21 protein-coding genes are annotated in these 25,500 nt (G+C 51.0%); 8 read left to right on the plus strand and 13 right to left on the minus strand.

Annotated features, from left to right (window positions below; genetic code table 11):
- The first annotated feature begins 102 nt into the window (after positions 1-102).
- On the plus strand, positions 103-399 hold the full coding sequence (locus CLV60_RS05735) for a hypothetical protein (RefSeq protein WP_229210829.1): 297 nt from the start codon (positions 103-105) through the stop codon (positions 397-399).
- A gap of 138 nt (positions 400-537) precedes the next feature.
- On the opposite strand, the gene CLV60_RS05740 is transcribed toward CLV60_RS05735, so the two are convergent.
- From CLV60_RS05740 to CLV60_RS05800, 13 genes are all read right to left on the minus strand, one after another.
- Entirely contained in the window at positions 538-1,131 is a 594-nt protein-coding gene (locus CLV60_RS05740; RefSeq protein WP_106594394.1) for a Uma2 family endonuclease, read from the minus strand.
- Positions 1,132-1,161: 30 nt separating this feature from the next.
- On the minus strand, positions 1,162-1,491 hold the full coding sequence (locus tag CLV60_RS05745; protein ID WP_106594395.1) for a HigA family addiction module antitoxin: 330 nt from the start codon (positions 1,489-1,491) through the stop codon (positions 1,162-1,164).
- Positions 1,492-1,504: 13 nt separating this feature from the next.
- Entirely contained in the window at positions 1,505-1,783 is a 279-nt protein-coding gene (locus tag CLV60_RS05750) for a type II toxin-antitoxin system RelE/ParE family toxin (RefSeq protein ID WP_106594396.1), read from the minus strand.
- A gap of 126 nt (positions 1,784-1,909) precedes the next feature.
- The gene (locus CLV60_RS05755; protein WP_106594397.1) at positions 1,910-3,295 is read right to left on the minus strand and encodes a putative oxidoreductase C-terminal domain-containing protein; all 1,386 of its coding nucleotides are present in this window, start codon (positions 3,293-3,295) and stop codon (positions 1,910-1,912) included.
- Positions 3,296-3,341: 46 nt separating this feature from the next.
- The gene (locus CLV60_RS05760; protein WP_106594398.1) at positions 3,342-4,118 is read right to left on the minus strand and encodes a glucosamine-6-phosphate deaminase; all 777 of its coding nucleotides are present in this window, start codon (positions 4,116-4,118) and stop codon (positions 3,342-3,344) included.
- Positions 4,119-4,131: 13 nt separating this feature from the next.
- A complete protein-coding gene (gene nagA / locus CLV60_RS05765; protein ID WP_106594399.1) occupies positions 4,132-5,322 on the minus strand; it encodes an N-acetylglucosamine-6-phosphate deacetylase in 1,191 nt (396 codons plus the stop codon).
- Between the two features lie 176 nt (positions 5,323-5,498).
- The gene (locus tag CLV60_RS05770; RefSeq protein WP_106594400.1) at positions 5,499-6,821 is read right to left on the minus strand and encodes a sugar MFS transporter; all 1,323 of its coding nucleotides are present in this window, start codon (positions 6,819-6,821) and stop codon (positions 5,499-5,501) included.
- Between the two features lie 200 nt (positions 6,822-7,021).
- The gene (locus tag CLV60_RS05775; protein WP_106594401.1) at positions 7,022-8,398 is read right to left on the minus strand and encodes a Gfo/Idh/MocA family oxidoreductase; all 1,377 of its coding nucleotides are present in this window, start codon (positions 8,396-8,398) and stop codon (positions 7,022-7,024) included.
- Between the two features lie 29 nt (positions 8,399-8,427).
- Entirely contained in the window at positions 8,428-9,744 is a 1,317-nt protein-coding gene (locus CLV60_RS05780) for a hypothetical protein (protein ID WP_106594402.1), read from the minus strand.
- A 26-nt stretch (positions 9,745-9,770) separates the two neighbouring features.
- Complete coding sequence (locus CLV60_RS05785) at positions 9,771-11,138, minus strand: neutral/alkaline non-lysosomal ceramidase N-terminal domain-containing protein (protein WP_106594403.1); 1,368 nt, start codon at positions 11,136-11,138, stop codon at positions 9,771-9,773.
- Positions 11,135-12,523, minus strand: coding sequence for a DegT/DnrJ/EryC1/StrS family aminotransferase (locus tag CLV60_RS05790; protein ID WP_106594404.1), 1,389 nt, complete (start codon positions 12,521-12,523; stop codon positions 11,135-11,137). The genes CLV60_RS05785 and CLV60_RS05790 overlap by 4 nt, the downstream gene beginning before the upstream one ends.
- 32 nt (positions 12,524-12,555) lie before the next feature.
- Positions 12,556-13,575 carry a Gfo/Idh/MocA family protein gene (locus tag CLV60_RS05795; protein ID WP_106594508.1) on the minus strand — a complete coding sequence of 340 codons (1,020 nt, stop codon included), beginning with the start codon at positions 13,573-13,575 and terminating at the stop codon, positions 12,556-12,558.
- Positions 13,576-14,107: 532 nt separating this feature from the next.
- Positions 14,108-15,166, minus strand: a complete 1,059-nt coding sequence (locus CLV60_RS05800) for a LacI family DNA-binding transcriptional regulator (protein ID WP_106594405.1) — start codon at positions 15,164-15,166, stop codon at positions 14,108-14,110.
- 185 nt (positions 15,167-15,351) lie between these two features.
- Here CLV60_RS05800 and CLV60_RS05805 point away from each other — a divergent pair, with 185 nt between their 5' ends.
- From CLV60_RS05805 to CLV60_RS05835, 7 genes are all read left to right on the plus strand, one after another.
- Positions 15,352-16,560, plus strand: a complete 1,209-nt coding sequence (locus CLV60_RS05805; protein WP_106594406.1) for a sterol desaturase family protein — start codon at positions 15,352-15,354, stop codon at positions 16,558-16,560.
- Positions 16,561-16,772: 212 nt separating this feature from the next.
- Positions 16,773-19,868, plus strand: a complete 3,096-nt coding sequence (locus tag CLV60_RS05810) for a SusC/RagA family TonB-linked outer membrane protein (RefSeq protein WP_106594407.1) — start codon at positions 16,773-16,775, stop codon at positions 19,866-19,868.
- Between the two features lie 13 nt (positions 19,869-19,881).
- A complete protein-coding gene (locus CLV60_RS05815; RefSeq protein ID WP_106594408.1) occupies positions 19,882-21,477 on the plus strand; it encodes a RagB/SusD family nutrient uptake outer membrane protein in 1,596 nt (531 codons plus the stop codon).
- Between the two features lie 148 nt (positions 21,478-21,625).
- The gene (locus tag CLV60_RS05820; RefSeq protein WP_445438689.1) at positions 21,626-23,065 is read left to right on the plus strand and encodes a sulfatase family protein; all 1,440 of its coding nucleotides are present in this window, start codon (positions 21,626-21,628) and stop codon (positions 23,063-23,065) included.
- A gap of 55 nt (positions 23,066-23,120) precedes the next feature.
- On the plus strand, positions 23,121-23,369 hold the full coding sequence (locus tag CLV60_RS05825; RefSeq protein WP_106594409.1) for a hypothetical protein: 249 nt from the start codon (positions 23,121-23,123) through the stop codon (positions 23,367-23,369).
- Complete coding sequence (locus tag CLV60_RS05830; protein WP_106594410.1) at positions 23,366-23,737, plus strand: type II toxin-antitoxin system VapC family toxin; 372 nt, start codon at positions 23,366-23,368, stop codon at positions 23,735-23,737. The genes CLV60_RS05825 and CLV60_RS05830 overlap by 4 nt, the downstream gene beginning before the upstream one ends.
- A gap of 314 nt (positions 23,738-24,051) precedes the next feature.
- Complete coding sequence (locus CLV60_RS05835; RefSeq protein ID WP_106594411.1) at positions 24,052-25,497, plus strand: arylsulfatase; 1,446 nt, start codon at positions 24,052-24,054, stop codon at positions 25,495-25,497.
- Positions 25,498-25,500: the final 3 nt, after the last annotated feature.

Raw genomic sequence — 25,500 nt, forward strand, 5'->3', positions numbered from 1 at the left:
CATCGGGAAGTGTTCCGGTAATTTACAGGTATTTCGGCGTAAGTTACGCGGCCCGCGGGTTGGGTACGGGTTGCAGGAATGCGTGCTTTACGGAAAACGTAAATGCACGATTTACACCACACTTCCGACACCGATCCCATGCACACACAAACACACCCTATCGAACCCACGGATGAGGCCTTGCTGGCGTATGGCCGCGAGGTAGGCAAGCTCCTGAGCAGCAGCAGCGCCGAAAGCTGGCGCGACGAACTCTGGACGATCTTCACCGGCTACATCATCTCCCTCAAAGAACAAGGCCCCGCGCCGGAGCTTTGCGATACTTACTTTTCGTTTAAGGAGCTGATTGCGTTTTTTGAGAATGTGGAGCGGATTGGGAGAGGGGAGTGCGTGAATGCCTGATGCAAAATGTCAGTCTGAGCGCAGTCGAAGACAGGCCTTGCCGAGGTATGTAAATTGACATCGCGCATGTGCTTCGACCGCCGGGCGGCCCCGTTTGCTCAGCATGACAATTGAGTGAACAGTAGTGTTATAACAATATCAGACATCAAAAATATCCCTCACCAACAGCTGAAACGACCCCAGCGATTGGGAAGTGAGCGTTTCCGATTCTGTGAAAGGCTTCAAACCAATGTATTTGCCGGTTTCATCGAGCAGGTACACTAGCACAATGCGGTCATTCGGCTCCACCAGCCAATATTCTTTCACGCCATTTTCCTGGTAGATTTCAAACTTCTCGTTCATCTCCCGGTCCGTGTTTCCGGGAGAGAGCACTTCCACGATCAGGTCCGGCGCGCCGATGCAGCCTTTTGCGTCGATTTTGGCCGGGTCGCATACTACGCATACGTCCGGTTGCACGACGGTGTAAATCTTGTCCGATTCGGCTTTGTGAATGGGTGTCAGGCGCACATCGAAAGGTGCCACGAATGCTTTGCAGGAGCTGCGATGCACGTGGTTGCTAATCTGCCGGAATATCTCGCCGACGTATTGCTGGTGCTTGGTCGCAGGTGCAGGCGACATTTTGAAAATCTTGCCTCTGATCAACTCAATGCGCTCCTCGAACTGCCATTTCAGGTAGTCGGCGTAGGAGTAGGATGCATTTAAATCAAGCTGATTCAGGTTTGTGATCGTCATGGCCGCAATTTCTAGTTGATATAGTATGTGTCAGGCCGGCTGTAATGCATTGCTCTGCAAGGGCCGAAAGTGTTGAATCGTTTTACGCTCTACGGCTCTCTCGGCATGCCATAGATCATAATTACGTTGAATATCCAGCCAGAACTCCGCGCTGGTGCCGAAAGCTTCTGAGAGCCTTACACACATTTCGGAACTGATCCCTTGGTGTTCATTCAAAATATTTGAGAGTGTTTTGCGAGTGATTCCAAGGCCCTTTGCAATTTCAGCCTGGGTGTAGTCGTGACCGGTCTCCTCTTTTAGTCCCTCGATAGTTTCCTTTATCAATGCCCCAGGGTGTGCTGGTCTCATTCCTCTTTTCATAATTCTACTGTTGTTAATGATAATCCAGATAGTCGACATCGAAAACGTTGCCATCGTCAAATCTGAATATGATCCGCCAGTTGCCGGATACGTTTACGGCGTGGAATCCTTTCAGTTTGCCCGACAATGGGTGCAGCCGCGATCCAGGCGTGCCGATATCGTCTAGCGATTTCGCAAATTCTAACCGAGTCAGAACATTGCGAATTCTTATAATGTGTGTAGCGGGTAATTTGGTAATGTCTTCATCTTCAAAAAACAACCGTAACCCTTTGTGTCGGAAGCTTTTTATCATTAACACAAATGTAACAGGGTATGTTACATTTTGCAAAAATGGCACGCAACAAAAAAGGACGAGCAGCAATGCGCCGCTCGTCCCCCAAAATCCATTTCCGTCGTCTTAAGACGACGGCTAAAGGGATTATTTCCCGCCCTTCGCCTGCTTCAACGCCTCGGTCGTCAACCAATACTTGGCAATCATATTAGGCACCTCCCATTCAGGCAACTTGCCTGCTTTGAGATACTCCATATATTTATTGGCCACCTGCGCGAAGTGAGATTCGTGACCGGTATCGTATTTGGCATCAATAACCACTTCCCAACCAGCAGCAGTCTTTTTCAGCTCCACACCGGGGAATTTGGCTTGTACGGTTTTGAATGCAGCCGCAACAGCGTCTTCATAAGCCTTGCTCTTGTCGGCAGTTTCAATGTAAAGGACAGGCTTATACTTCTGGTCTTTGCCCTGGCGGACGATCAGGTTGGCTTTGGAGCCTTTCATGATCGAGTAATGCGTGTCGCCGGTGCCTTCGGGGGCCTGGAAGTTCCAGATCACGGAAACTTTCGCGTGGACGCCTTTCAGGGTATAGTTCATTTCGCCATTGGAATACACATTCAGCAAAGTGTCCTTAATGTCCTTTTTAAGGAAATCGGGATAGGTTTCGCTTTTGGTGACGAGCTTGAACTGCGACGGCGTGAGCTGGGTAGCGGTGCGCTTGGTCGATAGCAGTTGAATGTCCTTTTGATAATCCAGGGATACATTCGGGAAACAGCTCCATTGCACGAGGTCCACGAGGTGGGTCGTCACATCTACCATTCCTTCGCCTTGTTGGTTTACATCAAAAAACCAGGTAGGGCGCACGAGCGGTTCGCCGGAGATGTATTTGAAGAAGTGGTGCACGCTTTCTTTCGATACCGCGGGGTTCTCGGGCGTGCCTTTTTGCAGTTCGCCGAAGATCTCGGGTAGCAATGCGAGCTCGCGTTGCAGAGTGTTGGTGATCTCGTAACGCTCGGTCATGATGTCGTACAGGAGCACCTTGTTCTTGTCGGCGCTGGCGAATGCTTCTTTCAGCTTGTCGAAGCCTGCTGCATCGATGGCCATTGGTTTGTCGGCCAATACGTTCAGACCTGCGTCGACGGATTTTTTGATGAAATCGGTCTTTTTCTGGTTGTTACCGGCCAGTACCACCACGTTACCTTTTTTCTCCGAAATCATTTTTTCGAAGAAATCGGTGCCGGTGTACACTTCTTCTTTCCAATGCGTCGGGTCCTCGGGGCGGGTGTTGTACTTCTCCACCTTGTCGAGGTAGGCCTTCACATCCGGGCCTTCGGACGCGTACACGTGCACGACGGAATCAACGTCGGCATACATGGATTTCTGAACCAGCGCCGCATGGAAGTGGCCGGGCTCCACCACGATCAGGCTCAGCGGTTTCTTCTCCTCATTCTTGGCCTCCTCTTTCTTCGAATTACATCCCTGATTGAATACCATTGCGCTCAATAAAGCGATTGTCAAGAGTTCTTTTCTCATTTGAATGGGTTGAGGTAATACATTGCAAGATAGCTCCGGTGCGGAACTATGCCTGCGAGTATGACGAAATTTCTTTGAGCTTCCCTGAACTAGCCTGGTCGATGAACAGGATCGCGTGCGGGTGCTTGCGGAGGATGGTCGACGGGTAGGCTTCCTGGATGTCTTCGGCAACGGTGTGGTAAATGGCTTGTGCCTTTTTCTCGCCGGGGACGATGCAGAAGGCATATTTGGCCTTCATCAGGGTCGGAATGGTGAGGGTCAATGCGGTTTGCGGTACTTCGTCGAAGGCGTCGAAGCATTCATCATTTACCTGCTGCTGGCGGCAGGCGTCGTCGAGTTCCACCACTTTCACTTCCAACGGATCATCGAAAAACGCCACATGCGGGTCGTTGAATGCCAAATGTCCATTCTCGCCGATACCGAGGCATACAATATCGATCGGGTTATCGCGGAGCAGCTTTGCGTAATGTTCGCATTCCGCAGCAGGGTCGGTAGCGTTACCGTCGAGATAGGAAACTGAATGCACGGGCACGTGATCGAACAGCCGTACTTTCAGGAAGTACCCGAAGTTCTGCGGCGCGTCGGCGGCGATGCCGATGTACTCGTCCATATGAAATGCATTGATTTTCTCCCATTGAATGCCCGGCTCGTCCTTCAACGTTGCGAGAAACTCGTTCTGCGAAGGCGCGGAGGCGAAGATGATATTCACAAACTCTTTGGTATCCTGTATCTCCCGGATTTTGTCCGCCACGGCTTTGGCAGCGGCTTCGCCCATTTGCTGGCGGGTTTCGGAGATATTGATTTCCAGTTGGTCGACTTTCATTTTTTGTGGTAGGTTAAGATTGGGGTATCGCGTTTAGGTATATGGTTTTTCCTTTAATAATGGTCCTGTGAATGCGGATATCGGCATCGAAAATGACGATATCGGCGTCTTTGCCTGCCACGAGCGTGCCCTTTCGGTCGTGTACGCCCATAATGCGTGCGGGCGTGGCGCTGGCCATACGCACGGCGTCGAGCAGCGACACATCGGCCATATTCACCATCGTGCGCACGAGGCGATCGGCCGTGGAAACGCTTCCGGCGAAGGAAGTACGGTCGGGCAGCTTGGCTACGCCGTCTTCGACGATCACTTTCAACCCATTTTTGAGCGAGCCGAGCGTACTTTCGCCTTCCGGCATCCCGGCGGCGCGCATGGCGTCGGTGATCAATGCAATGCGGTCGGGACCTTTGATTTTAACAATGAGTTTCAATAGTGGCGCAGGCAAATGCACGCCGTCGGCGATGATTTCTACGTCCATATCGAGCAAAAAGGCGCTCTCGATCGTGCCTGCGTACCGGAAGGCATTCCTGCGCGTCACGCCCGACATGGCCGAGTACAGGTGCGTCGCGAGCGTGTAGCCGTTTTCATAGGCTTCCAGCACATCTTCATAAATAGCGTCCGTATGCGCTACCGCCGCCAGAATGCCTTTTTGTTTTAATCTTTTTCCAAAATCAATGGCCCCCGGCAGCTCCGGTGCGGCGCTCCATCGGGTAATGGAGTTGGAGTATGCCAACACTTCCTCATATTCGGCAGGATCGGGATTGCGGATGTACCTCGGGTCCTGTGCGCCCCGCTGGCTCAATGCGAAATACGGGCCTTCCAAATGCATTCCGAGGAATTGGGCGCCATTTGTATTGGCTGCATTGGCCTTTTCATAGAAATCCAGGGTTTCCAGTAAATCCTCTTTTTCGGCTGTCAGGGTGGTCGGCACCATAGCGGTGGTACCATATTGGGCGTGTGTTTCGGCAATTTTCAGAAATGCTTCTGCGCTTCCGTCCATGAAATCATGCCCGCCGCCGCCGTGGATATGCAGGTCGATAAAGCCCGGCGCTACATAATGTCCCTCAGCGTCTATCACCTCCGCGCCCGGGAAATCGGCATCCCGCGTTTCAATCCCCACAATCACCCCGTTTTCAATCAGAACCGTTCCGTTCCGGATGTAGCGGTAGGGGGTGATAATGGTTCCGTTTGTTATTTTAAGTCTCATTTGTTTCTAAATATTTTACTTCGCTGAATTGGCAGTAATGTCACGCTGAGCGAAGTCGAAGCGCATGCACCATGTCACCGTACGGCCCGTCTTCGACTGCGCTCAGACTGACATCCTTCGCATTCATCCTCTCATTCTTTTATCCTCCCTTTCCTCCATCCTCGTTCCTCCCAAATTCAAATACGCCACTTCCGCAACTTGTGCCCCTTCACCGCATAAAAAACCAGATACAAATAGCAAGGAAACAACACCCAATAAGCCTCCCGAACATTCACCGTATCGGCGAAATGTCCATAGAAAAGCGGCATAATGGCATTTCCGCAAAGCCCCATGATCATCACCGATGCGCCGAGTTTGGTAAACCGGCCCAGATCGTCGAGCGCGAGCGGCCATATGCCCGCCCATACGAGCGAGTTAGCGAGCCCGAGCAGCACCACGAACCAGATGGAAATGTCGGTGGTGTGGCCGAGGAAGTTGACTTGTCCGTGCGTGAAAATGATCAGTAATGTAAAAATGGTCCCCAGCAATGTGCAGATCCGCAGCGCATTCACCTGGCTGATGAATTTTGGAATAACAGTGATGCCAATCAAATACCCGCAAATGGTGCAAAACAGCGTGTAGGAAGGAAATACCTTCGCTTCCAGCAAATCAATACCCATGGAATTGGCATAACCTATAATGGTATCGATCGCGATTACCTGGGTACCTACGTGCAGGAAGATCGCCAATGCACCGAGAATAAGGTGCGGGAAGTCGAAAATGCTCTTCTTACCCGCATTAGCCGAGGCTATTTCCTGGCTTTCGTGCTCGGTATCGATCTCAGGTAATGGGGATTTGAATACCAGATAACCTAAAACAAAAAGGAATGTCCCGAGGCCGATATAAGGATTGATCACCCGCCGGATCAGCTCGTCCAACGCCGCGCTGCGTTCGGCGTCGCTCATGGTGCCGAGCTGGGCAAACAGGTCGGTGTCGGTAGGTTTCAATATCACGGCTGCGAAGACGATCGGGGAGAGGATACCGGCGGCTTTGTTGCAAATCCCCATCATGCTGATCCGCTGCGCCGCGCGTTCTTTTGCGCCAAGAATGGTAATGTACGGGTTAGCAGCAGTTTGGAGAATGGCCAGGCCGATCCCGATCGTGAAAAGGCCCATCAGGAATATCTCGTAGGTCCGCGACATGGCGGCGGGTACGAATATAAATGCCCCCAAAGCCATCGCCCAGAAGCCGATCATCATGCCCTTTTTGAAACCCACAGCCTTCAACAAATACGACGAAGGCACCGACATCACGAAGTAGGCAATGTAAAAGGCAAATGCGACGAGGTAAGCCTGAAAGCTCGTCAGTTCACAAGCGATTTTGAAATAGGGGATCAATATCGAATTGACCCACGACACAAAACCGAAAATAAAGAACATCAGGCCGATCAGGAAGATCGAGATTGTCGTTTCCCGCTTCGTCAGGTTTTCTACTTTGATGGCAATGGCTTCGCTTTTCATTAAGGTTTTTGGGTTTGGCTAGGACCAGGGGTTGAAACCCCTGGTTAAAAAATAGGGTTGCCTTTTCTAGTCTTTTCCGCCGGGTAGGCCAACGGTAATTAATTTCCTAGTCTTTTCCGTCGGCTAAAGTCGACGGTAACTGATTTTTGCTGATTAATCTATTTCCGTCGACTTAGTCGACGGGAGGCGGCTTGCTCCTTCTACACCGTCGGTTCCCAGCCCTTCTGATACTCTCGTTTCCAGAACTTCTCAGCCGCTTTGCTACCCTTGATATGCCCGTTCGTCGGGTCAATATTGAGCGTCTCGCCGGAGCGGATCGCGATATTGCCCAGCTGGGCGAGCAATGTGCTCTGGTGCCCGCCTACGATCTCCGCTGCCAGCGGTGTGCCTTTCTTGATACCATCAAAGAAGTTCTGGATATGGAATGCGTCGAGGCTTTGCGAAGGATTCATCTTATTGCGCGGGTCGATCACCAGGTCGTTCTTTACCTCTTTTACCAGCTTGTTATCGAGGTCGTAAATTTTGTAATTATTACCCTCGCCGATTTGTACCGAACCTTTTTCACCATAAAATACCACACCCACAGAGCTGCCTTCGATCGTGCGGCCATTGCAGCTGCGGCCTTCCCAGGTCATACCGGTGTTATTCGCGAATTCGAGGTTGATCACTTGCGTGTCCGGCGTTTCCCAGTCGTCTTTGTAGCGAAAACGGCCGCCTGAGGAAGTTACACGTGTTGGAAAATCGACCTGCAAGCCCCAGCGCATGAGGTCGAGCATGTGGGTGCCGTTGTTGAGTGCCTCACCGGTACCCCAGTTCCAGAACCAGTGCCAGTTATAATGCACCACGTTGTCCTTGAAAGCGCGGCGCGGCGCAGGGCCCTGCCATAGTTCGTAGTCCAGCCAGGAAGGAACGGCGGTTTCTTTGCCTATTCCAATGGAAGCGCGGTTGTTGGTATACCAGCCTTTGGCAAAATACGCCCGGCCGATCACGCCGTCGTGGACCTCCTTAATACCCGCAGCCACATTCGGCCAGGAGCGGCGCTGGTTACCCATTTGGATCACATTCTTGTATTTTTTCGCTACCGCCACAAGCAGTTCGCCCTCGTGCGGGTTATGGCTGCAAGGCTTTTCGAGGTAAACGTGCTTGCCTGCTTTGGAAGCCAGAATAGCCGCCGGTGCGTGCCAGTGATCCGGTGCGGCCACCACCAATGCGTCCATATCCTTGTTTTCGAGTGCCTTGCGGAAGTCCGGGATGTTAGCGGGTTTTGACTTTTGGGTATCATTCACAACGCCAATGCATTTCTCCGCAGCGCGGGTATCGACGTCCGAAATGGACACCACTTCGCAGTTCGGCTGCAAGGCATAGTTGGTCGCCAATGCGAGCCCGCGGCTATTCACGCCCATCATGCCCACGCGTACCTTCTCGTTTGCGCCGATGATTTTGGCATAGCTTTTCGGACTGAAACCGGGTAATACGCCGCCGAATGTGAGCAATGCGCTTCCGGCCAGTGATTTTTTAAGAAAGTCGCGGCGGTCGTCGTTACCACTACGGTCGTTATTTGAGTTTAGATTTTCCATTGAGAAAAAGGTTAATATCTGGTTTAGTATTAAAACGGGCTTGGGATCCTGACGAGGTCCTGGATAATCTTGCCCTCATGCTCGAACCTTGCGAGTGTATAAACAGTACCATCGGCACCGACGGCAATAGAGTTTACATAAGTAGGCCGCTCGCCGTCTTCATAAAAGATCACCCCGTGGTCTTTATAAGTATGGGTAGGCAAATGATAGGTAATTAAATGCAGATTTTCCAGTCCGCGCGCTGCCCCTTTGGCGATCTGATCCTCACCTTTGACGCGTTTGCCTTCCTGATAAATGGGTCCGCCAGTAAGATAATAGATCGTTTCCCCATCCGGACCGAGCTGGAAACCTAGGTAACCATAGCTGAACTGATCGAACATCCCGCTTTTGCGTGAGGGTTCGGAAGTAATGCGTTCCACGATTTCGATTTTTTCCTGACGCGGGTCAAAACGGAACAGGTATCCCGAATTACCATGCACGCCGTAGGCAACCTGCTCTTTGGGGTGCCAGAATATCTTCCGCCAGTTGTAGCACATGCTTCCCGGCCGTGTCGGGTCATATTTGCCGAAATAATCCAGGCGCAGGTCTACGTTTTCGAGTTTGTGCAGGATTTGGGTTTCAGGATTATAGGTGAAAATATCCCCGTCGGCGGTTGAGAAATACACATCGCCCAGCTCCGCGTCGACAAACAACGACCGGCATAGCGAACGGAAATCGCTGCCCGGCGTACCTGCTTCACCTTTGTGCGAAATGGGGCCGAGGTTTTTCAGGACATTGTTTTCAACATCATAATGGACAAAATTGCCATAAGGCCAGCTAATGCCATACAAATGCCCCCGGTCACGGTCCATGGTCATCGATACCATGCCTTCTCCATTCGGAACAATGGCCAGGTCTTCGAATGCGCCGGTTTGCAGGTCATAGGAAAGGAAATGGCCGCCCGGATACAATGCATAACCCTCGGGTGCCTGCTCGGGAAGGCGGTCCATGCCGTCGATGAGCTGGTAATAGCCCACGTGGGTCGAGAAATAGAGCTTTCCGTTCCGTTCATAAAAACGCACGTGGCTTTTTCCTTGCGGAATGGCTTTCAGATCCTTTTCGCCACAAATGTCGGTCAGGTCGCCGAGGAAAGTAATATCATCGCTCGCCGGGTCGTAGACGAACATTTGCCCGCCGATTTCATGGTTGTCGGAGGACAGCAGGTAGTAAATCTTCCCGTCGCTCGCGGCCGAGAGCGCGTTATATGTGTCGTGCGCGCGTGAGAAGCCGGAGTAGTAATGTTTGGCAATCAATGGTTTCGGGTCGGTCAGGGGCTCGAAGGCTATGGAATAATCGATACTGTTCACGGGTAGAGGCACACTTTGGGTAAACACTAATTTTTAATAACCTTCGATTCCGGTTTGACGACCCCGGCTTGTTTGGCCAGTTGCACCATTCCATTTAATATTTCAATTTCGACGTCCGATGCCCAGGTGGCGGGCAGGCCGTACACAATGGCGGCTACTTCGCCCTCATACCCGCCCTCGCGGAGGATAGTCGTGCTGGGAATGTAGGTCATCACATCATTGGAATAGCCCATTACAAACGTGTCCTGGCCGAATATCTTTTTCAGATTGATCGCGTAATCCACCACCAATTCGCCGCCGAGCGTCATAATAGCCTGATTGCCGAGCTTCCATACTTGCAAGGGGAAAGGGTAGGTGGTTTGAAACGGCTTCTTTGAGTCGATCTGCGCGATCATCCGTTTGGCCCATCTTTGCTGGAAGCCGGTTGCTTTTTCGGCCATTGTTGAAAGTTGCTCACGGGTGGGAGCGGTGGTTAATGAGAGCGTCACTTCGTTATATGCTGTCGAAAGTTGCGGTGCCAAAGGCTTCATTTCTTCACTCAATACCCTTTCCACTGCCGCTGCGAGCGTTTTCCCATATTGAATGGCGAGCGGAACCGTGTGGCGCGGTAATGGATTCTGGTCGGCGCCTGCTCCCTGAAAAAACAATGCGGTAGCGCCCGGGTAGAGTTTTTCCAGCTCGATCTGCGCCCAGCCGGGGTAATCTCCCGACCACTGGTAACCGTCCAGAACGGTAGGATGGCAGGCATAGCCGAATGCAATGGCGATCATTTTTCCTTTTGCGTCCGATACTTTCAGCACAGGCACAGCCGGATCGCCAGGACCGGTGATTTCGGTGAGCCTTTCCAATGTGGCCGCGTCGTTGTTCCGGCGGTTCACCTGGAAGCGCGTCACGCCATTGCGCGTTTCGATAGTCGCGGGTTGCAATGCTTTCAAAGCATCGCCGGTCAGCGTTACGATTTGCTCGATGAGTCTGGCCGAGTATTGATCGATCTTCTTCTGGTCACTTTCATTAATAGGGTAAATATCCGACAGCGCAGCCCCGAGCACCGGCCCGGAATGCGTATGCGAGCTGTTGAGGATAATCTGCGCCTTGGTCAATTTATAGCGGTCATTGATTTTCGTCCGAATCTCGTCTGACATCGCTTTCGGAAAACCCAGTAAATCGGTCGTGATCAATACCGCCTGCTTGCCGCCGGCATCCTGAATGGCCAATGCTTTGGCCCAAATATCGTGCAGCTTACCCTCGGACGCGTGCGTGCGCGCGGCGAAGCCCGCCATCCACATCGGTTCGGCCGGGGTAATCGCTACTTTGGCAACGCCCGCTTTCCAGCCCTGCGCATATGCAGGGAGAAGCGTCCAGAGCAGCAGCGACAATGTGAAGGCTATCCTCATTTCTGTCCGAGCGTTTTGATCTTGTCGACGTTGTGGTGCACTTTTTCAATAGCCGAGGCGATCGCTTTCATGTCGTCTTTCGTGCCGAGGAGCATGTTTTGGGTAAGCCAAACAGCCTCTTCGTTACAGATCGTATCATTCACGGGGCATTTGTTATGCTCGTTGTATTGGTTGATGTCGAGCATTTCGTTCGGGTACATTCTCCGGTAGTTCTCCGTTTTGAAAGTTTCTCCTAAAAACGGCTGGGTATTCAAAGTTGAATAGCCACTCATGCAAGGCACACCTTCGGCCTTTACCGCTTTGATGAAGCTTTCACGGGAAAGCCCTTTGAACCCATCCTTATGGTACCGGAATGCAAATAAATGGAAAGCACCGCGGTTGACCTTATCATATAACTTATAAGGAACAATGCCGGGAATGTCTTTGATCAGTGATTTTAAATATGCTGCATTTTCATTGCGCGTAGTCGTTTGTGCATCCAGCCGTTTCAATTGTGCAAGGCCAATGGCCGCCTGGTATTCCGAAAACCTCAGCTTGGTACCCGGCATCACGCTGCCGGTACTCACCGAGCCGACAGCCGTACCATACGGGTTCCCGAAATTGTGATAGGAATAGCACAAGTCCATGAAATGCTCATCATTGCTCACAATAGACCCACCTTCGCCAATAGGAAGGTTTTTGGAATTCTGAAAGCTGAAACAGCCGACGTTGCCAATCGTGCCTACCTTCTTTTTATCATATTCGGCTAAATGCGCCTGGCAGGCATCTTCGATCACCAGCAGCTTATGCTTTTTGGCAATAGCCATAATGCGATCCATATCTACCGGCAAGCCGAGCACGTGCACCGCCATAATAGCTTTGGTACGAGGCGTGATTTTGGCCTCAATTTTCACAGGGTCAATCTGAAATGTTTCGGCATCGATATCGACAAAAACCGGCATCGCGCCATTTGACAAAATCGAGGAAACCGATGCGATAAACGTGTAGGGTGGCACCAATACTTCATCGCCCGCCCCGATACCGAGTTGGTTAATCGCGATCACGAGTGCATTGGTGCCGTTGACCACCGCAAGACTTCTTTTGACATTCAGAGCTGCCGCCCATTCCTTTTCAAATTGTGTTACCACATTCGCCCGCGACCAAACCCCGCTCCTTACCACTTCCAGCAGCTGCTTTTCGTCCGTCGCCGGGTTCCATTGCGGCCATATGGGCCATTTATCTTCCGCCCAGGCCGACGGCCCGCCGAGTATTGCCGGCAACTGCGCCGACTTCGACCCGATCACCGGCAGCGCCACGGATGAGGAAGCGAGGGCCACACCCAGCCCTGCCAGTGAATTCTGTTTCAAAAACGTTCTTCGCGACAATCGGGAGCTGAATGCTTTCATGGGACAATGGATAAAAGGTTGATTTTGGGAGCTTATTTCTTACTGGCTTTGGCGAGCACACTTTCCAGCGTCACGCTCTTACCGCCCTGGCGTTTGCTTTCATCGGCAGCTTCCATGAAAGCGAATATTTCAATGGTTTCTTCGGGCGTAACCGGTACCTCGCCGGTTTTGAAATACTTGATAATATCGACTAAAAGCGGTTCATAACCGCCATAAGGACCTAAAACTTTGTTGCCGTCTTCGGTGAAAACGGTGCCGCCGTAGTCGTGCTTGCCTGTGCGGGTGCCGCGGAAGGTGCCCGTGCGGCCGTCGCCCCAGATGCCTACGACGATGTCCGTATTAGGCGTATTCACACGCGTTACGCTTTTACAGCCCGTGCCCATCACGGTGTAAAGTGTCTCGACACCGTGGATGCCGTACCAGAAGAAATCAGGGTGTGTTTTTTCGAGAACGGCAGGGCTATACGTATCGGCGCCAAGGACCTTTTTCTTATCAATACTCTCGATGCCTTTAATGTAGCGGAGTGAGGATGCCGTGAAAATGGGGATATTGTATTTTTTAGATGCCTCGTAAATTTTCAGGGTGTCCGACAATGAAGCTGCTACGGGCTTGTCGATGAACATCCGTTTTCCCGCTTTGAAAACTTCCAGCGCCTGCTCCAAATGCAGGCGGCCGTCGTTGGTTTCAAGCAATATCACATCCGTTTTACCCAACAACTCCTTGATCGAACCGACGATCTCGACACCCATTTTCTTTACTTCCTCAATGTAGCCGGGAATGCGTTTCGCGCTCGATTCGATATCCTTGCTGCCGTAAGGGTAGGCGGCCACCACTTTATAGCCATCATAGACCGGGTTCGGCTGTTCGGCATTCAGTGCTTTCGCAAATGCGATGGCATGCGAGGTATCCAGCCCGATAATTCCGACTCTTTTACCGTCCGCCGCGCTGGCCAACACAGGCCGCGCCAGTGCAGGCAACTGATTAATCAAACCCAGACTGATACCGGCTGTTGCCGATTGAAAAATAAACTTTCGTCTGCTAAGCGAATGCATAAAACAAAGGGAAAAGAGTTCAGGAATAGCCAGCCCGTTTTTGATTTCGGGTACGTACCCGTAAATATACACACATATTTTAATTTACAAGTATTCGGGGTTATTGTTTACAGGAAATTTTGTGATGTGGACAATGCGGGGAAGTAAATATGGTTGAGGGTGCAAATTGCGATGTTTGTGGGGCGGTAGGGGATTCGCTGTTTTGTTGTGACATGCCTGACGGCATTTACCGGAATGACCCTGAATGATTGTTTGCTACCAATGTTATATGCCTAACGGCATTGCCTCTGTACTTCAACAGCAACGGAATCGCGTAGCGATGTAACATTGGTAGTTACCCGGATTAGTCCCGATTCGTAAATCCCGTAGGGGTGGAACAGCATAACGGTAACCGGTCTTTGGTACAAATCTCAGGAATTTGTACCTACTATTCGCAGGCCTCTGGGCGGTCGGAGATGCCATATCGTTTTTTCGGCGCTGACCGGCCGGAGGCCTGCGAATAGTTGGCACGAAGGTGACCTTCGCGCCATTGCTAGTTCTGATAAAACGCCTGGTTCTCTTTCGTCACAATATCGATCGGCATGAAATGCGTCTTTTCCACCGGTGCGCCAAGGACGAGCGTCTGGTAAAGCGCCATGAGGCCGCGGTAGCCCTGTTCCTCGGGTTTGTGACAGATCAGGAAGTCGATGAACTCCTTGTTCAGGTAGGCGATGTTTTCTTTTAAATAGTCGTAACCAATCAGCGAAATGTCGGAGCGCTTGTTTTTTTCCAGGAATGCGGCGACGGAGAAAACGCGGGAGTTGGTGACGAAAATCGCTTCAATATCCTCGTGCTCGTGCAATGCGCGCGTGAGGTCGCGGGTGACCGACAGGCTGTCGGTATCTTTAATATCGATCCGTATGATTTCGATCGGCAGGTTGCGGTCCTTGAAATAGCTCCGGAAACCTTCCTCGATTTGCAGGTAATTGTAGCTGTCGGTCTCCTTGGAAATATTCACGACGGCCACTTTGTGCTTCTCTTTCAGGCGGTAAGTCGACAGTTTCGCTCCTACATAACCGCTCTGAAACAAATGCGGGCCGATGTAGCAAAGGTTATCCTCGTCGGGCACGTCGGAGTCGATGAATACGAACGGTACTTTTTTCTCCCGGCACGCACGGACAAACTTCCGGGACTCCTCGATGAACGACGGGGCCAGCAATACCCCTTTGAAATGACCGTCGAGAATGGCTGCGGCCTGTTCGTTGAATGTCGCGGGATCGTTGAGGTCGAAATAGAAAGTGCTTACCTGTACACCATACTTTTTGATCTCCGAATCGGCGCGGGAAATACCTTTCATCGGCGCTTCCCAGAAATCGGTTTCCTCCGAAACGCGTGGTATGAGCACGGCCAGCGAAATGATTTTCTTCGAAGCGAGGCGGCTGGCGAGGATATTGGGCTGGTAGTCGAGCTCCTTGATAATGTCGTTGATCTTCTTCTTCGTCTTTTCCGAAACGCCCGAGCGGTTGTGCAATACGCGATCAACCGTCGCGATGGAGACGTTGGCACGGCGGGCGATTTCCTTCACGCCGTAGTAGGTATTTTCTTTTTCCATCCGGAAAAGGGAGGTTTGGTATCAGTGGTTAGTCCGGCAGGCTGACGTACCTGCGTTGTAAAAGCACGAATAAAAGGGTTTTAGATTTTATTTAATGGTTTTCCCTCAAATTTTTGGCAAATACAATCGCGCATTCAATATTTGTATATATAATCTATTAATTAAATATAGTAAAAGAATCGGTTATGGCGCTGAACTACATGGCATTGGCCGTTCCATTGTTCCTATTGCTGATCGGTATAGAATACTGGATATCAAAGCGGCTGGGGCGGCAATTGTTCAATTTCAACAGTTCTATCGCCAATATGAATGTGGGGGTAGCCGAGCGGCTGATCGATATGTTTACGGCCGGGTCGTTCTTCTTTTTTTACGATTACCTCCAAAAGAATTATGGGTTGTTCGAGATCCGTCCGACGTTACTGGTCTGGATCGCATTGATACTGGCGACCGATTTTGTGTGGTACTGGTATCACCGTGCCGGGCACAAAATCAACCTCTTCTGGGGATTTCACGTCGTGCACCATACGAGCGAAGAGTTCAACTACACAGCCGGCACGCGCATTACAATTTTCCAGGCGGTTGTGCGGACGGCCTTTTGGTCGGTGCTGCCGCTGATCGGCTTCCCGGCGCCGATGATCACGACGATGCTCATCGTGCACGGCCTCTACCCGTTTTTCACGCACACGCAGGTGATCGGCAAGCTCGGCATTTTGGAATACATATTGGTAACGCCCTCGCATCACCGCGTGCATCATGCGAGTAACGAAGCTTACCTCGACAAGAATTTCGGAGATATGTTTATCATCTGGGACAAGCTTTTCGGCACATTCGCAGAGGAGAAGGAGCAGCCGGTTTTTGGCCTTACTAAGCAGCTCGACAGTTACAGTTTCCTTTGGCAGCATTTCCATTTCCTGGTCGAAATCTGGTATTCGGCACAGCAGCAAAAAGGCATCATCGCGAAGCTGAAAGTCATTTTCGGGAGCCCTGAAAATTTTGACCCAACCGTGAGGCGGATTGTCGAAAAGCGATTTTTATCTAAAAACAAAGTTCGCGTACGCTCGCAGAAGTTCAGGCGTTACGTGCTGGTGCAGTTTACGGTGACGGTTATCACATTGTTCTTCCTGCTGCTTTTCGAACATCAAGAGGAAACATTCCTGCAAGTAATGGTCGCGCTCGTGATATTTGTGACCCTCATCAACTGCGGGGCCATCCTCGAACAGCGCCGCTGGGTATTCTACCTCGAATTCGCCCGTGGCGCATTGGTATTTATCACCGCCTACCATTATTTCCCGCACCCCACGCTGCTGTTCCTGATCTGGGCTGTACTCATTGGAGGCGTGCTGTACTTTTCGACACTCCAAAAGCAATATCTGCAAACGATCTATGGCCGATGAGTAAAATAGGTATTCTTGTATTTTTTACATAACAAGTAGCAGTAATCCTTAAAAATCGCCCGATTTGTGCAGAATAAGTTAACACAGGTTGCTTGTTGCTGATTCTGTATTTTACTTTGCCTATATATTTAATAGGATTTATAGTTTATTCTGAACCCATTTACAACCACCAACCCCGCTGCCAGATCCCGGCACCATTTTTACTAATTACTATGTTCCAAAATCTATCCAGAAACTCTCTTTTGAGCAGAGGCCGGCTACTTGTGGCCTTGCTGCTCTTCGGCCTCAGCGCCGTCGCCCAGAACCTCACCGTGAAGGGCACCTTTACGTCCGCAACCGATAATGGTTCGCTGCCGGGCGTCAATATTGTGGTTAAAAATACGCTTACCGGCACATCGACCGACGCCGATGGTAAGTTCGAGATCAATGCGCCGTCGAATGGCACCCTCGTTTTCTCCGGAATCGGGTACGTTACCCAGGAAGTGGCTGTGAATGGCCGCGCTACGATCGACATCAAACTGGCTGCGGATACGAAGCAGTTGGAAGAAGTGGTCGTGGTGGGTTACGGCACTCAGAAACGCAACAGCATGACCAATTCCGTGTCCCAGATCAGCGGAGTAGCCATTACCAAACGGCCGGTATCGAATATCCAGCAATCCATGCAGGGGCTCATGCCGGGGGTAACGGTACTCGACCAGGGCGGTTCGCCGGGTAAGTCGAATACCAACATCAGGGTGCGAGGTATTACCACATTCAACATCAATGGCAGCAGCACCAGCGGTTATGACCTGGGTAAGAATGATGCATTGGTGATCGTGGATGGTATCGAGCAGCGTTTGAGCGACATTAACCCGGACGATATCGAGTCGGTTTCGGTTTTGAAAGACGCTTCTTCGACTGCCATTTACGGTTCGCGTGCGACAAACGGGGTTATCCTCGTAACGACCAAACGCGCCAAAGGAGGCAAAGTGCAAGTGGATTACAATGGGTACTATGCCATTCAGAAGTCGAATAATGTGCCTAAAATGATGGGAATAGAGGCTTACATGCGCGAGCAGGTGGCTGCGTACACGAATGCGGGCCTGGCGGTTCCGGCGCGGTTTACCGAGGAATCCATTCAGGCATATGTAAACGCGACCGACCGCGAGAAGTATCCGATGCCTAACACCTGGTTTGAAACCATGCTCCGTTCGGCTCCCCAGCAGAACCATACCATTTCCGTAGCGGGCGGAACGGACGTGATCCGCACCCGTCTGAGCGCCCGTTTCCAGGATCAGCAAGGTGTCATTGCAGGTTATTCCAATAAAATCGGAGAGTTTCGCTTGAATACGGATTATACGGTTTCGAAACGCATCCGGGTGAGCGGAGATATCAACTACCGTTACGCCCGCGCATTAAACCCGACGGTGAACAACACCGGCAACAACCCGCAGCCTTTGAACAACTTCTTCCACGGTACATTGTGGGCGGTTCCCAAGTATGCGGATGGCACGTACGGGTTGAGTACACAGGGAAACAACCCTTTGATGTTTAACGAAATCGGCGGGCAGTCGCGGCAGGTGACCGATTACCTGGCGGGTTATGTCAAAGCGGAATTCGATATTGCGGAGGGGCTGACGTTCTCCACGCAAATCGCAGGCCGGGGTACATTCACGAATCAGAAGAACTACACCAACGCCTATACCAATACTGATAAGAACACTAATATCACCAAAACCGTCGCCATTAATTCACTCACAGAGGTTCGTAACACGCTGCGCGAGTATACGATCAACAACTTGCTTACCTATGAAAAGAGCTTTGGCGATCATGGTCTGAAAGCATTGGTGGGGTATTCGCAAATCGGGAACACGCAGACGTTCCTTTCTGCTTACCGTGAGCGATTCTATAATAATGATATCGGGTCGATCGGCCAGGGAGCAAACGATGGTACCAAAAGCAATACCGGTAACGATGCCGAGTATGGCCTGCGTTCGTATTTCGGTCGTGTGAACTACGATTACAAAGAGAAATACCTGTTTGAAGCGAATGGCCGCTATGACGGCTCTTCCAAATTCACCGGTCCCAAGCAATACAGCTTTTTCCCTTCCTTCTCGGCGGGATGGCGTATCTCGAAGGAAAACTTCTGGCAGGGACTGGATAAGACGGTCAATGATCTGAAACTCCGCGGCTCGTGGGGTATTACCGGAAACCAGTCGGTAGATTTGTACAGCTACTACTCCGCATTGACCTCCCTCGGTTACAGCTTCGGCGGTACGCCCGTGCAAGGTTACCGCCCGACGACATTGGCCAATACCAATCTCGGCTGGGAATCGACCACCCAGCTTGACCTGGGTATCGACGCGACGTTCCTGAACAAGCGGTTGACATTTACGGCCGACTATTACCGCAAGCTTACCGACGACATTCTCCTGAACCTCGACATTCCTGCCACGATCGGTCTGAAAGCACCGCCGCAGAATGCCGGATCGGTAGAAAACAAGGGTTGGGAGTTCAGTTTGAACTACCGCGGTGCAGCCAGTGCTTCCGGCTTCCGTTACACATTGGGTGGGAATTTGAGTATTAATGAAAACAAAGTGGTGGACCTGAAAGGGACCGGGCCGTATATCACCGGTTCGGATATCGACCCTCGCTATATCATTGCGAAAGGGCTGCCGATCAACACGCTGTGGGGGTACCAAACCGACGGTCTGTTCCAAACCCAGCAGGAAATTACCGAATACAAGGCTACTTATGCGGCCAATACCAAGCCCGGCGACGTAAAATATGTTGATCGCAACGGAGATAAGAAGATCAATGCCGACGATATGACGGCGATCGGTAACTCGTTCCCGAAATACACATTCGGCTTGAATGGCGATTTCTCCTACAAGGGTTTCGACCTGAGCATTCTCTTCCAGGGCGCAGCGAAAGTGGATGCGCGCCTCGCAGGCGCATTGGCCGAAATGGGGAACCAGGAAGGTTTTACCCACGAGATTTACACCAATGATTACTGGACGCCCGAAAATACCGGTGCACGCTTCCCGCGTCCGGTGAAATTCGACCTCCGCAACGTGGCGACCTCGGACCGGCTGGTGATCGACGGCTCTTACCTGCGCCTTAAAAACGTGCAGCTGGCCTATAACATTCCGGCGGAAATCGTGAGCAAGCTGCGTGTGAGCCGCATTCGCGTTTACACATCGGCTACCAATCTGCTGACATTCTCGAAACTGAATGAATGGAACCTCGACCCCGAGGTTCCCTCAGGCCGCGCGGTATACTTCCCGCAAACAGCCTTGTACACATTTGGGTTGAACCTCTCATTCTGACCGCATTGATTTTATGAAAACAAATACATTCAAACATACCATTTACGCAGGTATCGCTGCGCTTACGCTCGGTCTTGCCTCCTGCGATTCCGGCCTGCTGGAAACCGTTCCCAACGATCGCCTTTCCGAAGATCTGTTCTGGAAAACCGAAAGCGATGCCAAACTGGCTGTTAACTCACTTTACACTGACCTCGACAGCACCACGGCTGTCACCTGGGACGGTATTACTGACCTTGCGCACACCAACCAGAGCTTCAACGTGGCTGCGTACATCGAGGCGGGGAGCTATGATGCCACGAGTTCAGTGATTTACGACGAATGGAAAAGGGCCTACCGCGGTATTCGTGGTGTGAATTACTTTCTTGAAAATGTGGATAAAGTGCCCAGCACCAATACCGCATTGATTAATCAACTCAAAGGCGAGGCGAAGGCATTACGCGCTTACCATTACCTGAGACTGGTCGGATTGTTTGGACCGGTACCGCTTGTTACTTCTTCCATCAGCATCGATGAAGGCCGCGCATTGACCAATACGCCGGTGGAGGAAATCTGGAATTTTGTGGAAAAGGAACTGACAGAAGCTGCGGCATTATTGCCGACAACCTATGGTGCTGCCGACAAAGGCCGCTTTACCAAAGGCGCTGCATTAGGTCTGCTCGCGCGTGCGGACCTGTATGCGGGACGTTACCAAAAAGCCGCCGATGCCGCGGATCAGGTGATCAAGCTGGGCATATATAACTTGTATGACTCCTACGAAAAGTTGTACAGTTATGCAGCGGAAAATAACAAGGAAGTGCTTCTGGATAAACAATATTTGAAAGATGTTTATCAAAACAATGTCTTTAACTTGCTCGCACCGTACAGCCAGAAGAATGCGCAGAGCACCTATGTTCCGACAAAAGCATTGGTAGATACCTATGAAACACTCGAAGGCAAGAAAATCACCGATCCTTCGAGCGGGTATGATCCGGCAAAACCCTATGCTAACCGTGATCCGCGTCTGAAATTCTCGGTATTTCTGGAAGGCGACGCATTGCCAAGCGGTATCACCTTCCAGCCCCGCCCGACGAGCTCCACCGCGGACGCGATCGGAAGTACTTACATAGCTTCCACGACAGGTTTTAACATTAAAAAGTATATCAATACCGAAGATTTCGCGAACCCGACCAACAGTGGCATCAATATTATCCTGCTGCGCTACGCCGAAGTACTGCTGACTTACGCCGAAGCGAAGATCGAGCTCGGGCAGACCGACGCGACCGTGCTGGCGGCGATTAACCAGGTTAGAAATGGCCGTACGGATGTGAAGCAACCTTCGGTAACGGCTACCACCCAAGCCGCATTGCGCGAGATCGTGCGCCGCGAGCGGACGGTGGAGCTGGCATTTGAAGGGCAGCGTTTGTATGATATCCGTCGCTGGAAGGTTGGCGAGCAGGTGATGAACGGGCCGGTATACGGTATTACCTATCCGGATGCTACCGGTAAATTGGTTACCGTACAGGCTGCGTCGTCTGATCGTGTTTTCGATGCAGGCAGGCATTATCTCTGGCCAATGCCGCAAAAAGAGCGGGATTTGAATCCGAACCTGAAACAAAATCCGAACTGGTAATTACTTTTGAGGATATGGCGCCAAGCTTAGCTTGGTGCCGCCTATTATTCAGCCTCCGGCTGACGGACACAACTCCGGCCAGAGGCCTGCGAATAGTAAGCACCAAGCAGGAGCTTGGCGCCATTTTACCTAAAACCACCTTAAAAATATGTTTAGAGTACTCTCTCTGCTGCTGGTAACAACAGGCCTTTGCCTGCTGATGGCCTTTCAATCCGGGAAACCGGCAGCAAAAACACCCAACATCGTTCTGTTTTTTATCGACGACCTCGGTTACGGCGATTTGTCCGTGAATGGCGCATTGGGCTACAAAACGCCTAATCTTGACAAAATGGCCACAGAAGGCACGCGTTTTACCAACTTTATGGCTGCACAAGCCGTGTGTAGCGCATCCCGTGCCGCATTGCTCACAGGTTGCTATCCCAATCGCTTGGGCATTTCAGGGGCATTCGGGCCAAATGCTGGTGTGGGCCTCAATCCCAAAGAAGAAACCATTGCCGAACTCGTGAAAGCACAGGGTTATGCGACAGGTATTTTCGGGAAATGGCACTTGGGAAGTGATCAGGAGTTTTTGCCTTTGCAGCAGGGCTTCGATGAATACTATGGTGTACCTTATTCGCACGATATGTGGCCGCTACACCCGTGGCAGGAGAGAGCCAAATACCCGCCGCTGCACTGGATCGACGGAAACAAGCAGGTGAAGGAGATTAAGAACCTGGAAGATGCCAGCGAACTGACACCGGTAATTACCGAAAAGGCGATATCATTTATCAAAAGAAACAAAAACAAGCCTTTCTTCCTCTACGTGCCGCACCCGCTTCCGCACGTGCCGTTGGCTGCTTCGGCCAAATTCCGCGGTAAAAGCGAAAGAGGCATTTTCGGCGATGTGATGATGGAGCTCGACTGGTCGGTAGGGGAGATTATGAAAGAACTCAAAGCGCAGGGGCTGGATAACAATACGCTCGTGATCTTCACCAGCGACAATGGTCCGTGGCTCAATTATGGCGACCACGCAGGTTCTGCGGGCGGTTTCCGCGAAGGCAAAGGAACCTCTTTCGAAGGCGGCCAACGCGAGCCATGCATCATGCGCTGGCCAGGTGTAATTCCGGCGGGAAGGGTTTCCAATAAACTCCTCTCGACGCTCGACGTCCTTCCTACCATCGCCAAGCTGACGGGCGCCAAGTTACCGAAGGAGAAAATAGACGGCCTCGATTTTACCGCATTGCTCAAAGGCGACGAAAGCCAGACACCGCGCGAAAGTTTCCTTTATTATTACCGCAAAAACAGCCTCGAAGCCGTCCGCAAAGGCGATTGGAAACTCGTGTTCGCTCACCCGGGCCGTACCTATGAAGGCTCATTACCCGGAAAAAATGGCCAGCCTGGCCCGGCACCGGAGGACCATCAGTTCCCGAAAGCGCTCTACAACCTCGCCCGCGACCCAAGCGAGCGTTACGATGTACTGGAACAGAACCCGGAAATCGTAGCGGAACTCGAAAAAATCGCCGACGCGGCGCGTGAGGATATGGGAGATGATTTGCAGCAAAAGACGGGGAAAAACGTTCGGGAGATAGGACGTACCGTTCGCAAATAGGGATTGGATTTCAGGAGTACTTATCTTAAATTTACTTAACATGTAAATTCAAGCCATGGGTACTTCTGTCATTTCTCGAAAAGATTTCGATGCGTTGAAAAAGGAAAATGAATTGCTTAAAAAGCAATTGGAAGCCTTGCACGACAAAGAATTTAGAGATAAACTGGAATGGGCATATCACCTATTTCAGGAGTCTTCGAATGCGTCAAAACTGGAATTGAAAAGAGGCTCTGGCAAAAGCATTATATCTCGCGTTCCCGATAATTTCACGGATGAGCTAACGGATTTTAATGCACTTGAATGAGAATACTGCTTGATACCCACATTCTTCTCTGGTTCTTGACAGACGACGACATGTTGAGCCAAACACAAATCGATCTTATTGAGGATCGTCAAAACGAATTGTTTTTCAGTATCGGTTCACTTTGGGAAATTGCTATTAAAGCCGGTTTGCTGAAACTCTCAATTCCAAGTCCTATCGATTGCCTCGTGCCGGCGGAAGTCCAGTTGATTGACATTAAGATTCCACACCTGGGCGCATACCAGCAACTTCCGCTGATCCACAAAGATCCTTTTGACAGGTTGTTGATCGCGCAATCGCAGGTAGAAGACTTGTGGCTGCTGACAGACGATCGTAAATTCGACGACTACCCGGTGAAATTGCTTAAATAGGCAAAGATTAACCGTCAAAAAAACACAAATTCTTTTTGGAAGCATTTGCTTGTTCAAAGTATTTATCCTTACTTTGTCTATCAAACAAGTAGATTATATATAGCTCCTGCTTCACAATATTTCAGAACGTATCTGTTTTCCGATACCCTAAGAGACAGTCCAGGCGCGACTTGCCGGAATTTTCGGTGGTTGTCAATTCATGCCAGTCGTCCGGGCTGTCGTAGGGTATCGGGAACAAAGATACGGCCCCCGCGTTAAATTCAAGTAATCCAAGGGTTGCAATGTCTTTCTGAAGTGTATTAATCTACTCCACAATGAAAAAGTATCGTTTTCTGGTTTCCCTCCTTGCCACATCGTTCTTCTGCCACCATTCCCAAGCACAGGCGCCAAAACCGGCGCGCCCGAATATTGTGTTCATTCTCGCCGACGACCTTGGTTACGGCGATGTAGGTTTCAATGGACAAAAGCTCATTAAAACACCCAATATCGATCGTCTTGCAAGGGAAGGGATGATTTTTAACCAGTTTTATGCCGGTACTTCCGTGTGCGCGCCTTCGCGATCGTCGCTCCTGACGGGCCAGCATACGGGTCACACGTATATCCGCGGGAACAAAAGCGTTGAGCCGGAAGGGCAGCAACCGATTGCTGATTCTGTTTTAACGGTTGCAGAAGTCCTTAAAAAATCGGGATACGTGACCGCGGCTTTCGGGAAATGGGGGCTGGGGCCTGTTGGCTCGGAAGGTGATCCCAATAAGCAGGGCTTTGATCGTTTTTATGGTTATAATTGCCAGAGCCTGGCACATCGTTACTATCCTGAGCACCTTTGGGATAACAGTAAGAAAATACTACTGGAAGGAAACAAAGGCCTCATCCATAATAAGGAATATGCTCCTGATCTGATCCAGAAAAAGGCACTCAGCTTTGTAGATGCGCAGGATGGTAAGCAGCCTTTCTTTTTGTTTTTACCTTACATTCTTCCCCACGCCGAGCTGATGGTGCCGGATGATAGCCTGTTCAGATATTACAAGGGCAAGTTTGAGGAGAAACCATACAGAGGAGCCGATTACGGCCAGGGTGCCACAGATGGCGGCTATGCATCACAGGAATTTCCCCATGCGACTTTCGCGGCAATGGTGGCACGTCTGGACTTGTACGTAGGACAGGTAGTAAACAAATTGAAGGAAAAAGGTCTCGACAAAAACACACTGATCATTTTCACAAGCGACAATGGTCCGCATATCGAAGGCGGCGCTGATCCGAATTTCTTCAACAGCAGTGCAGGCTTCAGGGGTGTGAAAAGGGATTTGTATGAAGGCGGTATCCGGGAGCCATTCGCAGCCCGCTGGCCGGCGGTTATCAAACCCGGTTCCAAAAGCGACTACATAGGCGCATTCTGGGATATACTTCCCACTTTCGCGGAGCTGGCCAATGCGCCGACGTCCCGCAATATTGATGGCATTTCATTTACGGATGCATTGAAAGGCAAGCCTACCCAGAAAAAACATGACTACCTGTATTGGGAATTCCATGAGCAGGGAGGCCGACAAGCCGTGCGGCAGGGTAACTGGAAAGCGGTTCGGTTGAAGGCAGCCGGTAATCCCGACGCCCTGGTAGAGCTTTATGATCTTTCAAAAGACCCGCAGGAAAAAACTAACCTGACCCCGCAATTCCCTGATAAAGCCAAAGAGCTCGGCCAGATCATGAACCGGGCGCATGTGTCATCGGCCATTTTTCCGTTCGGGAGTTTGGCTACTAACTGATTT

It is taken from the genome of Dyadobacter jiangsuensis (assembly GCF_003014695.1).
Taxonomy (GTDB): domain Bacteria; phylum Bacteroidota; class Bacteroidia; order Cytophagales; family Spirosomataceae; genus Dyadobacter; species Dyadobacter jiangsuensis.